Raw genomic sequence first — 12,459 nt, forward strand, 5'->3', positions numbered from 1 at the left:
GCCTATGCCTCGTCGCGGCCCAGCATCATGGCGTTGATATCTGCGGACCCCGGTGTCTCTGCCGCGAAGCTGAAGGTGCCCTTCTCCTGCACCTCGGTCGCCGCCCGCATCAGGCCGCGAATGGCGGCGAGCGCGAAGGCGCCACCCAGGCTGATCCGCTTCGCCCCGGCGTCGGCGATCTGCGCCACGGTCAGACCGGCAGTCGCCAGCACATTGACCGGTCGGGAAACGCCCTGGCAGACCTCCCGCACCAGTTCGATCTTGCGCAGGCCCGGTGCATAGAGCACATCGGCACCGGCGTCGGCGAAGGCATTGAGGCGGCGCAGGGTTTCGTCCATGTCCCGCCGACCGTAGAGAAAGTTCTCCGCCCGCGCGGTCAGCACGAAGGGCTTGCCGGACTGGCGCACGACCTCCGCGGCGGCCGCAATGCGCTCGACAGCCAGATTGAAGTCGACAATCGGGGCGCTGAGATCCGCGGTCGTATCCTCGATGGAACATCCCGCAAGTCCGGCGGCCAGCGCCTGCCGGATCGTCTCCGCACAGGCTTCCGGGCTGGTGCCGAAACCGTTCTCCAGATCGCCGTTCACCGGCAGATGCGTTGCCTGCACGATTTCCGCCGCGTGCCTGATCGCCTCCTTGCGGGAAACGCCGCCCTCCGCATCGCGCCGTCCGATGGAGAAGGCAAACCCGGCACTGGTGGTGGCCAGGGCGCTGAAACCCATGCTCTGCAGGATCCGGGCGGACCCCCGGTCCCACGGATTCGGCATGACGAATGGCCTGTCACCCCGATGCAGGTCGGCGAAGGACTTGGCGGGGCCTGCGGTCATGGTTCAGCCCTGCTTCCGTTCGATCAGCTCGATCTTGTAGCCATCCGGATCCTCGATGAAGGCAATGACGGAGCCGCCGTGCTTCATCGGTCCCGGCGGGCGCGGAATGGGCACGCCTGCCTTCTCCAGCTCGCTGCAGGTGGCATAGATGTCCGGCACGCCGATGGCCAGATGCCCGAAGCCGGAACCCAGGTCATAGGGCTCTTCCTGACCCCAGTTGTGGGTCAGTTCGATCACCGTGCTGTTCTTCTCCTCCCCGTAGCCGACGAAGGCCAGGGTGAACTCGCCGGTGGGGAAATCCGTCTTGCGCAGTTCGTTCATGCCCAGCAGCCGGACATAGAAATCCAGCGACTTGTCGAGATCCTTCACCCGGATCATGGTGTGCAGCAGCCGTGCGCCTTCCATGACGTTCCCTCCTCAGTTCCTGTCTGTCAGTTTCAGTACCACGCGGGCGGCCTTTTCCGAAGGCCATTCCCCCGGGGGACGCAGCATGTCGGCAACCAGCCGCCCGGCCTCAGCCTGGGCATCACGATGGGTGCTGTCGCTCAAAAGGGCAACGACGTGCGGCGCGATCTGGTCCGCGCGACAGCGTTCCTGGATCAGTTCCGGCACCACCTCCCGGTCCAGCAGGATGTTGGTCAGGCTCGCCCAGCGGATCCTGATCAGGCGCTTGGCGATGGCGGCCGTCAGGCCGTTCAGCCGATAGGCGACGACCGACGGGGTACCGGCGAGCGAGAGTTCCAGCGCGACCGTGCCTGAAGCGGCCAGTGCCACGTCGGCGGCGTGGAACGCGTCCATCTTCAGATCCGGGCCGACGACGTGCACAGGGGCCTTCAGGTCCCCCAGCATCCGTTCCACCGCCGGTTTCAGATGCGGCAGCGTCGGCGCGACCACGACCAGGTTCGGAACCTGAACCATGGCCCGGCGCAGGCCATCGATGAAGATCGGCCCCATCCGGCGCAATTCACCCATCCGGCTGCCGAACAGCACCGCCGCGACCGGCGCGTGCGAAGGAATGCCCAGATTGCTGCGGAAAGCACGGGGGTCACCGGCATAATTGCGCTCCGCCTCGATCGCCGGATGCCCGACGAAGGAGGACGGCAGTCCCTCCCGCTCGAACAGGGGCGGCTCGAAGGGCAGAAGGGTCAGCAGATGGTCATAGAGCCGCGCCATGTGCACCGCCCGCTTCGGCTTGTAGGCCCAGACAGAGGGCGCGACGTAATGGATCTTCAGCAGGTCCATGTCCTGTACCGCCTGCACGAGCCGACGATTGAAGCCGGGCGAATCGATCGTGATCAGGCAATCGGGCTGCACCTGCCGCACCAGGGCCTCCGTCTGCTTCAGCCTGCGGCGGATGGCCAGCGCACGCGGCAGGACCTCGAACAGTCCCATGACGGAAAGGATGGTGATCGGGAACAGGCTCTGCAGCCCCTCCCGCGCCATCTCGTCCCCACCTACGCCGACGAAGCGCACCGTTCCGCCCGACTGGTCACGCAGCGCCCGCATCAGACGCGCGCCCAGCACGTCACCAGATGGTTCCCCCGCCACCAGCATGATCGTCCGGCCCGGCGACTGCTGCACGCTCATGGGGTCTCGCGGTTGATGCCGGTGATGAACAGGCCGGCCGCGTCGGCATCGGCGACGGTTCCGGCGCGGTCCACGATCATCGCCGCCCCCGCTTCCACGGCGATACCGCTCAGTCCGGCGGCGGCGGCCCGGCGCACCGTCTCCCGACCGATGGTCGGCATGTCCACCCGGTGATCCTGCCCCGGCTTGGTCAGCTTCACCAGCACACCACCCGTGCCCTTGACCAGATCGACACAGCGTTCGAGCATCCTGTCGGTACCCTCAGCGGCCTCCACGGCCAGGACCAGCCCGTCGCGCACCACGGCACCCTGACCGATGTCCAGGGCCCCCAGAGCCTCCACGACGACGACTGCACGGGCAATGTCCTGCCGCGCCGCATCATCCGGCAGCACCGACCCGAGCGGGCCTTCCTGCACCAGCACGTCGCCCTTGATCTCGTGGGCGCCGACAACGCGGAACCCCTTCTTCTGGAAATAGCCGACCAGCACCTGCAGCAGCGCGTCGTCGCCTTTCCGGGCTGCGGCGATCACCTTCGGCAGCAGACTGATGCCTGCCAGGTCGGGGCGCAGCTTGGAGAAGTCCGGTCGCGCGACCTTGCCCACCATGCAGACACTGTCGCAGCCACCGCGCTTCAGGGCGGCGAGGATGTCACCGACCCGGTCGAACTGGATGAAGTCATGGGGGTAGCGTGCCAGCAGATCAGGTTCGGTGAACCCGTCAAAGGCCAGCACATGCACGCCGACGCCCATGGTTTCCGCCGCCGCCGCAACATCCCCCGGCACGTCACCGGCACCGGCAATGATGCCCAGCCGTTTGGGCAGCTCGGTCATGGCTTACTGCGCCGCCGCCGCATCCTTGCGGGGCGTGCAGAGACCGCGGGAGGAATTGGCCTTCATGAAGCCGATGATGTCGTCGACACCGGCTTCCCCCTCGAAGAGCTTCTCCGCATCCGCGACCTTCTCTTCCATCGTGCCCTCCGGCCCGAACAGGAAGCGATAGGCACGGCGCAGCGTGCTGATCTCGTCGCGGCTGAAGTTGCGCCGCTTCAGACCAACCAGGTTCAGCCCGTCCAGCCGCGCCAGGTTGCCCCGTGCCAGACCGTAGGGAATCACGCTGGTGCCGAGCGCCGACGCGCCCCCCACCATGGCGTGCTTGCCGATCTTCACGAACTGGTGCACCGCCGTCATGCCGCCCACGATGGCCCAGTCATCGACTTCCACGTGTCCGCCCAGCAGCACGTTGTTCACGATGATGACGTGATTCCCCACCTGGCAGTCATGCGCGATATGGGCCCCGGTCATCAGCAGACAGCCATTGCCGACCGTGGTCAGCATGCCACCACCCTCGGTGCCGGGATTGACCGTCACATGTTCGCGGATCGTGCAGTCCTGCCCGATCTCCAGCCGTGATAGCTCGCCCTTGTACTTGGTGTCCTGCGGCGGGTGGCCGATGGAGGCGAAGGGGAACACCCGGGTCCGTGCGCCGATGCGGCTGCGCCCCGCGAGTGCCACATGGGAGACCAGTTCCACCCCGTCATCCAGGGTGATGTCGCCTTCAACCACGCAGAAGGGACCGATGCGGACACCTTCGCCCAGCGTCACGTCATCACTGACAACCGCAGTGGGGTGAATTTCGGCCATTCAGAGCTTTTCCTGGATCATGGCGGCAAAGTCGGCCTCGGCCACCACCTTGTCATCGACATAGCCCTTGCCATGCATCTTCCAGATCATGTCGCCGCGCCCGCGCAGCTTCTCGACATGCACCCGCAACTGGTCGCCCGGCTCCACCGGCCGGCGGAAGCGGCAATTGTCGATGGTCATGAAATAGACCACCTTGCCCTCCATCCCCTTGCCCAGCGTGCGCGCGAACAGCACGGCAGAAGTCTGCGCCATGCACTCGATGATCAGCACACCCGGCATCACCGGCTTGACCGGAAAATGGCCGACGAAGTGCGGTTCGTTGATGGTCACGTTCTTGATGCCGACCGCACTGTGGTTCGGCTGGATGTCCACGACACGATCAACCATCAGCATCGGGTAGCGGTGGGGGATCATCTGCATGATCCGGTTGATATCAACCGGGCCAGCCATGTCATCCACGATGGTCGCATCCGTGTCCGTCATGTATCCGTCCCCTTCTTCGTGCCCAGCCGCCGAATGGCGGCGAGCTGGCGCCAGAACTCCCTTACCGGCATCGCGGGCTGCCCCAGAACCGCGGCACCGTCAGGCTGGTCATTCATCACGCCGGAAAGCGCACCGATCTTCACGCCATTGCCGATCTTCACGTGGCCTGAAATACCTGCCTGACCACCTACCTGCACAAACTGGCCGAGCTTGCTTGAACCGGCAATCCCAACTTGCGCCACAATGATCGAACCGTCTCCGATTTCGACATTGTGCGCGATCTGCACCAGATTATCGATCCACACATTGCTGCCGATCTTCGTGTCATGGCCGGAACCGGAGGCGACACAGACGTTCGCGCCGATGTGGCAGTCATCGCCGATCAGCACCCGCCCCACCTGGGGCACCGCGACGTGACGCTGCGGATGCGGCGCGAACCCGAATCCCCCCGGTCCGATCCGCGCCCCGGACTGCACATGCACGCGCGCGCCCAGGATGCAGGTCTCCAGCGAGGCATTGGCGTCGATACGGCTGCCTGCACCGATAACGACGCCCGGACCAACCGTGACATTGGCGCCAAGGACGACCCCGTCACCGATCTCCGCACCTGCCCCCACAACGGCGTGGGGGGCGGCCGAGACGCCATCGCCCACGACTGCGGTGTCGTCGATGAAGGCGGTGGGGTGAATGACGCCATCCGGTTCAGGACCGGGATAGAGCGCCTGGGACACCATGGCAAAGGCCAGATAGGGATGCGGTGTCGGCAGGACGATCGTGCCTGCCGGCGCGCGGTCGGCGAGTTCCGGTGTGATCACGCAGAACTGCGCCCTTGTCTCGGTGAGGGCCGGCAGATACTTGCGGTTGTCGAGGAAGCTCAGATCACCGTCGCCCGCCTGCTCCAGCGGCAAGGCATCACGGATCTGCATCGACGGGTCCACACCCTCAGGTACTTTGAACAGGCCTGTCTTCTGCGCCAGATCGCCAAGCGTGAACGGCCCGAGCCGTCGATGGAACCGCGCGTCAGGCATCAGAAACCTTCAGGCCGCCCGACCTTGACCGACGGAAGCCGCTGGTTCAGCCGCGTGATGATTTCCTTGGTGATGTCCAGGGCGCCATTGGTCCAGCTGATGCTGTTGCGGTCCAGAACCAGATTGAAGCCCCGTTCCCGCTCCAGTTCCTCGATGATGCCCAGGATCTGCCCCTTCAGCACCTCGACCGCCTGCTGCTGGGTCTGGCCGATGGACTGGCGACGGTCCTGCACCATGCGCTGCGCGTCGGTATAGCTCTTCTGCAGTTCGTTCTTGCGCTGCTCGACGGCGTCGGGGGACAGAATGGCAGCCTGCTGGCGCAATTCGTCCTGCCGTGCCTTCAGCGCCTTGTCCTCTGCCTGGATAAGCTGCTGCAGGCTGTCCATGTAGCCCTTGATCTGGTTCGCGATGCTGATTGCGGCCTTGGATTCACGCAGGATCTGCTGCGAATCCATCGTCGCGATGATCGGCGGCGGCATCGACTGCGCCCGGGCGGCCTGATGACCGCCAAGCGTCATGAGCGAGATACAGATCGCGGCAAGCCAGATGGCACGCATGGATGTTTCCTCAATTCTACTCGTTCGCAGGGGAACCAATGATTCTCACGGCAGAAACCAGATATTGGTTACAGCACAGGTTACCAACCGGCGGCAACCGGAGAGCGTCAGAAGCGTGTACCGAAGCTGAAGCGGAAGGCTTCCGTTTCATCGAGATCGTTGCGCAGGATCGCGCGGGCCACGTCGAACAGCAACGGCCCGAACGGCGAGCGCCAGGTCACACCGACACCAACCGCCAGGCGGAGCGAAGGATCATCCTCGACACCGCCATTGGCAACGACACCGAACGCGGAGCCATAGTCGCTGAAGAACCGGCCCGACATGCCCAGTTCATCGGGCAGGCCAAGCGGGAAGGTCAGCTCCGTCGAGCCGGTGACGAAGAACTCACCGCCAAGCGCGTCACGCGTTGCCACGTCGCGGGGACCGATACCACTGGCCGCGAAACCGCGCAGCGTGTCCCCGCCAACGAAGAAGCGGCGATTGATGCGGACATCCTTCGCGATACCGAAGACCGCGCCACCGCGGACCGTCTGCGACAGTGTCCATTCTTCCGACACGGGGAAGAACTGCGTGTGCCGTGCCTGGGTCCGCAGGTCGCGCACCGTACCACCGAAGCCCGCGAGTTCCTGACCGAACGTCGACAGGGAGCCGTCGTGCGGCGTGATCGGATCATCCGTCAGATCCAGCTTCAGCTCGTACCCCAGCGAACTGGTGACGGAGACGCCCTGCTGCTGCTGAATGAACAGCGACGCGGTGTTGCCCACGTTCTTGATGTTGTCGCGGCGCAGCTGGTAATTCAGGCTCATCCGCAGCGCTTCGGACAGCGAGAAACCGGTCCTGAGGCGCCCGCCGGAGGTGCTCTGGTCGAAAGATGACTCGTCCTGGAAGTCGATGTTGGTGTTGAAGATGTCGATACCCGCGGCGATCGGCATGTCCAGGAAATAGGGTTCGGTGAAGCTCAGATCGACTTCACGCCGACGCAGGGACAGGGAGAAGGAAAGCCGCAGGTTCTGCCCCCGTCCCAGCAGGTTGCGTTCACTGATCGAGACATCACCGATCACGGCCTCCGTGGTGGAGAAGCCGGCACCGACAGACAGTTCACCGGTCGGCTGTTCCTCGACCTTCACCTTCAGGATCGCCTTGTCGGGGGCTGATCCCTGTTCCGGCGTGATGTCATTGGTCTTGAAGAAGCCCAGCGCCCGGATGCGGCGGTTGGAACGGCTGATCTTCGCGGTATCGAAGGCATCACCCTCGATCAGCTGCACCTCGCGGCGCACCACCTCGTCCAGCGTTCTGGTATTGCCCTCGATATCCACCCGTTCGACATAGACCCGCGGACCTTCACGAACCTCATAGGTGATGTCGACGGTCCGCTTCTCGCGGTCACGCTCGGTGCGGGGCCGTACATCGACAAATGCAAAGCCCTTGCGGCCAAGCTGGAACTGGATGTCCTTGATGGACTTCTCGACCTGCGTGCCATTGTAGACCTCGCCGGTCTCGTCGGTGATGGCCTTGCGCAGTTCCTTCGGATCCACGTCCTTCACATCGGCCTTCAGATCGACGTTGCCGAAACGGTACTGCTCCCCCTCCTCCACCGTGAAGGTGATGAAGAAGTCCTCCCGGTCACGGGTCAGTTCGGCCACCGCCGAGACGACACGGAAATCGACGTAGCCATGCTCCAGGTAATGCTGCCGCAGACGGTCGCGGTCCAGCGCGACGATGTCCGGGTCATAGACGTCTGTCGAACTCAGGAAATTCCACCAGGCGCTCTCGCTGGTGGCGATGACCGAGCGCAGGTCGTCGTCATCGAAGACCGTGTTGCCGAGGAACCGGATGGCACTGATTTCGGTCGGATCGCCCTCATTGATCTCGAAGACCAGGTTGATCCGGTTCTGCTGCAACTGGATGATCTTTGGCTCGATGGTCGCGGCGAAACGGCCGCTGGCGCGATAGATCTGCAGCAAGCGCTGCACGTCGCTCTGCACCCGCGCGCGGGTATAGACCACCCGTGACCGCAGCTGCACTTCCGAGGCGAGCAGGTCGTCCTTCAGCAGCTTGTTGCCTTCGAAAACAAGCTGGTTGATTACCGGGTTCTCGACGACGGTCACGATCAGGGCATTGCCTTGGCGCCGCAGGTTCACGTCGGCGAAAAGGCCGGTGCCGTAGAGTGTCTTCAGGGCGCGGTCCAGACGGGATGCCTCGAACGGGCTGCCCGGCTCCAGCTGCATGTAGGAGCGTACGGTCTCGGCCTCGATCCGCTGGTTACCCTCGACGACAATATCCTGGATAAGCTGCGCGTTCGCGACGAACGGCAACAGCCAGGCCAGCACAGTAATCAGGATCAGCCGTCGCGACACGCCGTGGAACCCTCTATCTCCGGTCTGACCCGTCACCGGGTATCAGGAAAACAGACCCTTCATGAAATCAACCACACCGAAACGGTCGATGTCGTTGAACGTCGCCACGAGCATCAGGCCGATAACCATGGCGAAGCCCAGACGGTAGCCGATTTCCTGAGTCGTTTCACCCAGCGGACGCCCCCGTACTGCCTCGACGGCATAGAACAATAGATGGCCGCCGTCCAGCATCGGGATCGGAAACAGGTTGATGAGACCGAGGCTTATCGAAAGGAAGGCCGCGATATTGATCAGGGAGGCGATGCCGAAGCTGGCCGCCTGTCCTGAAATCTCCGCAATACCGGCCGGTCCGCGCAGTTCCTCCACCGAGCGATGACCGGTGATCATGTCACCGACCGCGGACAGGGTACTGCTGGTGATCACCCAGGTCTGGCGCACCGCCTCGACCAGGGCACTGCCGACACCAAGCTCGCGCCAGCCACGCTCCATCGCCCGCACGCCCAGCATGCCGACCTTGCTGTCATTGCCGAACTGGTCCTGGATCACGACCACACGCGGCTGTGCATCCAGGTCGATCAGCGCGCCGTCGCGTTCCACGGTCAGGGGCAGCGGCCGGTCCAGGTTCAGCGACACGATGCGGCGCAGATCCTCGAACGAGACAACCTCCTCGCCACCTGCACTGACGATCAGGTCACCGGGCTGCAGTCCGGCCTCAGCCGCCGCACTGTCAGCCACGACATCGGATACCATCGCGGTCGTGAAGGGCTGGCCCCAGACCGTGAACATGCCCGCGAAGATGACGATCGCCAGCAGGAAGTTGGCCAGGGGGCCGGCAACGACGACCGCGGCACGCTTCGCCAGCGGCTTGTTGTGGAAATTCTCCGGATCATCGTCGTGCAGGTTGCCGGCATGGTCGGGGGTGCTTGCCGCGCCGCTGTCACCGCGGAACTTCACATAGCCGCCGAAGGGGATCATCGAGACCTTCCAGCGTGTGCCGCGACGGTCATACCAGCCGAACAGCTCCCGACCGAAACCGACCGAGAAGGCCTCGACCCCGACGCCACACCAGCGGGCAACGAGGTAGTGACCCATCTCGTGAACGAAAACCAGCACCGTCAGGACGGCGAGGAACGGCAGGATGTAGTCGATCAGAAACATGCAGGTTCCCTTGCAGGATCAGTTGTACAGCGCCATGCCGGCCACATCAGCCCAGCAGGGCAGCCGTCCGGACACGTGTCTCCGCATCCAGTGCCATGACGGCCTCAATCGTATCAGGCGCACCTGAATCAATCATTTCCAGAGCGGTTTCGACAAGCTCCGCAATGCGAAGAAACCCGATCCGGCCCGCCAGGAATGCGGCGACCGTCACCTCATTCGCCGCATTCAGCACCGTGGGTGCCCCCTTGCCCGCCTCCATGGCGGCCCGCGCCAGTCGCAGCGCCGGGAATCGGACGGGGTCCGGTGCCTGGAAAGTAAGCTGGCCGAGTGTGGCCAGATCAAGGCGCGGCGACGGCGCGGCGATCCGCTCCGGCCAGGCCAGGCAGGACGCGATCGGCGTGCGCATGTCGGGGCTGCCAAGCTGGGCCAGTGTCGAGCCATCGACATATTCGACCATCGAATGGATCACCGACTGCGGATGCACCAACACGTCGATCTGATGGTCGGCGACGGGGAACAGGTGCCAGGCCTCAATCATCTCCAGGCCCTTGTTCATCATCGTGGCGGAATCGACGGAGATCTTGGCACCCATCGACCAGTTGGGATGCGCCACGGCCTGCGCCGGTGTGACATCCGTCATCTGTTCCATCCCGAAATCAAGGAACGGTCCCCCCGAAGCGGTCAGCACGATGCGTCTGACGGCCTGGGCGCGGTCACGGTCAAAGACCTGGAAGATCGCATTGTGCTCGGAATCCACCGGCAGCAGCGTTCCGCCGAAGCGCCGGACATCGCGCATCACGATATCGCCTGCACAGACCAGACATTCCTTGTTTGCCAGTCCGACGTCGGCCCCCCGCCGGATCGCGGCCAGCGTGGGCGCAAGCCCTGCCGCACCGACAATCCCGGCCATGACGAAGTCGGACAGGCCCGCAGCCGCCTCCACCAGTGCCTCCGGCCCTGCCGCCGCCTCGATCCCGCTGCCTGCCAGGGCATCCCGGAGGTCGCCATACAGCGCCGGGTCCGCGATGACCGCCAGCCGGGCACCATGCTGTCGCGCCAGTGCGGCTAGGTCGCCAACATTGGTATTGGCGGTCAGGGCGTCGATACGGAACCTGTCCGGATGGCGTGAAACAAGGTCCAGCGTGTTCAGGCCGATGGACCCGGTGGCGCCCAGGATCGTCACCGACTTCTGCGGCCCGATGGCGGCGATGGCCGCGTCGCGGTTCGGATGCGGCAGGCTCGCGATACCGGCTGTGGCGCTCATGCAGCAAATCCCATCACATCCGGCATCAGCGCCAGCATGATTGCCGCCGCCACCAGACCATCGACCCGGTCGATGATTCCACCGTGTCCGGGAATGATAGTACCCGAATCCTTCACGCCGAAATGACGTTTCCATGCAGACTCTGCCAGATCGCCGCATTGTGCGACGACGGAGACCAGCACACCACCGGACAGAAGGGCCGTCACGGACAGGTCCTCCGTGTCCCCCCCCATGCCGGACCCGAGCCCGATCGCCACGGACGTCACGGCCGCAGCCACCACGCCCCCGGCAGCACCCGACCAGCGCTTGTTCGGACTGACGCGAACCCAGATGCGCGGCCCCTGAAAGGTCCGCCCCGCCGCCAGCGCGCCAATGTCGCTGGCCCAGACACAGGCTAGCAGCCAGATCAGCGGCCACGCCCCCCACTGGCGAAGCATCAGCAGCGCAAGCATGGCCCCGCAGATCACCGCGACGCCGAGCATTGTCCAGATCGCCCGCCCGCCTGCGAACCATGCCGCCAGTCCGGCCAGCACTGTCGAGACAACCACGGCAGAGAGCGCGATTCCAATGGTGGTTCCGAGGTCCAGCAGCGCGATCGCGGCAACGCCACCAAGCAGTCCGATGGCCATGGCGAGCGGGAACCGTCCGGCAGTGGCCCTGGCGTCGGCGGTCGCGGTCACCCGCGACCACTCGAAGGCCGCGACGCTGCCTGCGATGACCAGCACGACATTGAACCAGACACCCCCGGCGAGCGCCGCCAGGATGACAATCGTGCCAAGAACCAGTGCAGACCCGATCCGGGCACCTAGGCGCAGGTCACTGTCAGCCACTGCGTCCGCCAAAGCGCCGCTCACGCTGCCCGAAGATCTCGACGGCCTGCTGCAACTGCTCCAGCCCGAAATCGGGCCAGAGCGTGTCGTCGAAAACAAGTTCCGAATAGGCCGCCTGCCAGAGCAGGAAGTTCGAAAGCCGCTGTTCGCCGCTGGTGCGGATCAGCAGATCAGGGGCCGGGACATCGGGAAGGTCCAGATGCCGGGACACCGCAGCCTCGTCAATGTCGGACGGATCAAGCCTGCCCGCCGCGACCTCGGTCGCCAGCCGCCGCGCCGCGCGCACGATCTCCCCCTGACCGCCATAGTTCAACGCAATGATCAGCGTCAGCGCAGCGTTTGACCGCGTGGTTTCCTCCGCCTGCTCCATCAGCGCACAGATGTCGCCGGAAAGTCCGTTCCGGTCACCAATGAAACGGACGCGGATGCCGTTCCGGTGAAGGTCCGCAATCTCGCGCCGCAGATAGAGTTTCAGCAGGGACATCAGGTCGCGGACTTCATCCGCCGGACGACGCCAGTTCTCGGAGGAGAAGGCGAAGAGTGTCAGATAGGGCAGGCCGAGTTCCCGTGCCGCGCGCACCGTCGCCCGCACCGCGTCCGCCCCCTTCCGGTGGCCGGCCACATGCGGCAGGCCACGCGCCTTCGCCCAGCGTCCGTTGCCATCCATGATGATGGCCACATGACGCGGCAGGGTCGTGGAGGCTGTCAGGGGGTCGGGATTGGACACG

Annotated in this window: 13 protein-coding genes; all 13 read right to left on the minus strand. The window is 64.7% G+C overall.

Features of this window, described 5'->3' with window-relative positions; translation table 11 throughout:
• Positions 1 to 2: 2 nt before the first annotated feature.
• Positions 3 to 827, minus strand: a complete 825-nt coding sequence (locus tag QGV55_RS14285) for an isocitrate lyase/phosphoenolpyruvate mutase family protein (RefSeq protein ID WP_281016113.1) — start codon at positions 825 to 827, stop codon at positions 3 to 5.
• Positions 828 to 830: 3 nt separating this feature from the next.
• Positions 831 to 1,232 (minus strand): lactoylglutathione lyase, encoded by a 402-nt coding sequence (gene gloA / locus QGV55_RS14290; protein ID WP_281016112.1) that lies wholly within the window; start codon positions 1,230 to 1,232, stop codon positions 831 to 833.
• 12 nt (positions 1,233 to 1,244) lie between these two features.
• Positions 1,245 to 2,414 (minus strand): lipid-A-disaccharide synthase, encoded by a 1,170-nt coding sequence (gene lpxB, locus QGV55_RS14295; RefSeq protein WP_281016111.1) that lies wholly within the window; start codon positions 2,412 to 2,414, stop codon positions 1,245 to 1,247.
• On the minus strand, positions 2,411 to 3,244 hold the full coding sequence (lpxI, locus tag QGV55_RS14300) for a UDP-2,3-diacylglucosamine diphosphatase LpxI (RefSeq protein ID WP_281016110.1): 834 nt from the start codon (positions 3,242 to 3,244) through the stop codon (positions 2,411 to 2,413). The genes lpxB and lpxI overlap by 4 nt, the downstream gene beginning before the upstream one ends.
• A 3-nt stretch (positions 3,245 to 3,247) precedes the next feature.
• Positions 3,248 to 4,054 carry an acyl-ACP--UDP-N-acetylglucosamine O-acyltransferase gene (gene lpxA, locus QGV55_RS14305; RefSeq protein ID WP_281016109.1) on the minus strand — a complete coding sequence of 269 codons (807 nt, stop codon included), beginning with the start codon at positions 4,052 to 4,054 and terminating at the stop codon, positions 3,248 to 3,250.
• A complete protein-coding gene (gene fabZ / locus QGV55_RS14310; protein ID WP_281016108.1) occupies positions 4,055 to 4,537 on the minus strand; it encodes a 3-hydroxyacyl-ACP dehydratase FabZ in 483 nt (160 codons plus the stop codon).
• Positions 4,534 to 5,565, minus strand: a complete 1,032-nt coding sequence (gene lpxD / locus QGV55_RS14315) for a UDP-3-O-(3-hydroxymyristoyl)glucosamine N-acyltransferase (protein ID WP_281016107.1) — start codon at positions 5,563 to 5,565, stop codon at positions 4,534 to 4,536. Before lpxD ends, fabZ begins: the two co-directional genes overlap by 4 nt.
• The gene (locus tag QGV55_RS14320) at positions 5,565 to 6,122 is read right to left on the minus strand and encodes an OmpH family outer membrane protein (RefSeq protein WP_281016106.1); all 558 of its coding nucleotides are present in this window, start codon (positions 6,120 to 6,122) and stop codon (positions 5,565 to 5,567) included. The genes lpxD and QGV55_RS14320 overlap by 1 nt, the downstream gene beginning before the upstream one ends.
• Before the next feature lie 107 nt (positions 6,123 to 6,229).
• Positions 6,230 to 8,515, minus strand: a complete 2,286-nt coding sequence (bamA, locus tag QGV55_RS14325; protein ID WP_281016105.1) for an outer membrane protein assembly factor BamA — start codon at positions 8,513 to 8,515, stop codon at positions 6,230 to 6,232.
• A 6-nt stretch (positions 8,516 to 8,521) separates the two neighbouring features.
• Complete coding sequence (gene rseP, locus QGV55_RS14330; RefSeq protein WP_281016104.1) at positions 8,522 to 9,637, minus strand: RIP metalloprotease RseP; 1,116 nt, start codon at positions 9,635 to 9,637, stop codon at positions 8,522 to 8,524.
• A gap of 46 nt (positions 9,638 to 9,683) precedes the next feature.
• The gene (gene dxr, locus QGV55_RS14335; protein ID WP_348637692.1) at positions 9,684 to 10,838 is read right to left on the minus strand and encodes a 1-deoxy-D-xylulose-5-phosphate reductoisomerase; all 1,155 of its coding nucleotides are present in this window, start codon (positions 10,836 to 10,838) and stop codon (positions 9,684 to 9,686) included.
• Between the two features lie 59 nt (positions 10,839 to 10,897).
• Positions 10,898 to 11,731: a phosphatidate cytidylyltransferase gene (locus tag QGV55_RS14340; RefSeq protein WP_281016102.1), complete on the minus strand. Its 834-nt coding sequence runs from the start codon at positions 11,729 to 11,731 to the stop codon at positions 10,898 to 10,900.
• The gene (locus QGV55_RS14345; protein ID WP_281016101.1) at positions 11,724 to 12,458 is read right to left on the minus strand and encodes an isoprenyl transferase; all 735 of its coding nucleotides are present in this window, start codon (positions 12,456 to 12,458) and stop codon (positions 11,724 to 11,726) included. Before QGV55_RS14345 ends, QGV55_RS14340 begins: the two co-directional genes overlap by 8 nt.
• Position 12,459 lies beyond the last annotated feature (1 nt).

Origin of the sequence: Minwuia sp. IMCC3009 (genome assembly GCF_029909415.1) — a bacterium.
Classification (GTDB): domain Bacteria; phylum Pseudomonadota; class Alphaproteobacteria; order Minwuiales; family Minwuiaceae; genus Minwuia.

Coding starts and splice junctions, on each gene's coding strand:
- lpxA (WP_281016109.1), bottom strand. CDS start 4,054: ATGGCCGAAATTCACCCCACTGCGGTTGTCAGTGATGACGTGACGCTG.
- lpxD (WP_281016107.1), bottom strand. CDS start 5,565: ATGCCTGACGCGCGGTTCCATCGACGGCTCGGGCCGTTCACGCTTGGC.
- lpxI (WP_281016110.1), bottom strand. CDS start 3,244: ATGACCGAGCTGCCCAAACGGCTGGGCATCATTGCCGGTGCCGGTGAC.
- QGV55_RS14320 (WP_281016106.1), bottom strand. CDS start 6,122: ATGCGTGCCATCTGGCTTGCCGCGATCTGTATCTCGCTCATGACGCTT.
- gloA (WP_281016112.1), bottom strand. CDS start 1,232: ATGGAAGGCGCACGGCTGCTGCACACCATGATCCGGGTGAAGGATCTC.
- rseP (WP_281016104.1), bottom strand. CDS start 9,637: ATGTTTCTGATCGACTACATCCTGCCGTTCCTCGCCGTCCTGACGGTG.
- lpxB (WP_281016111.1), bottom strand. CDS start 2,414: ATGAGCGTGCAGCAGTCGCCGGGCCGGACGATCATGCTGGTGGCGGGG.
- QGV55_RS14285 (WP_281016113.1), bottom strand. CDS start 827: ATGACCGCAGGCCCCGCCAAGTCCTTCGCCGACCTGCATCGGGGTGAC.
- fabZ (WP_281016108.1), bottom strand. CDS start 4,537: ATGACGGACACGGATGCGACCATCGTGGATGACATGGCTGGCCCGGTT.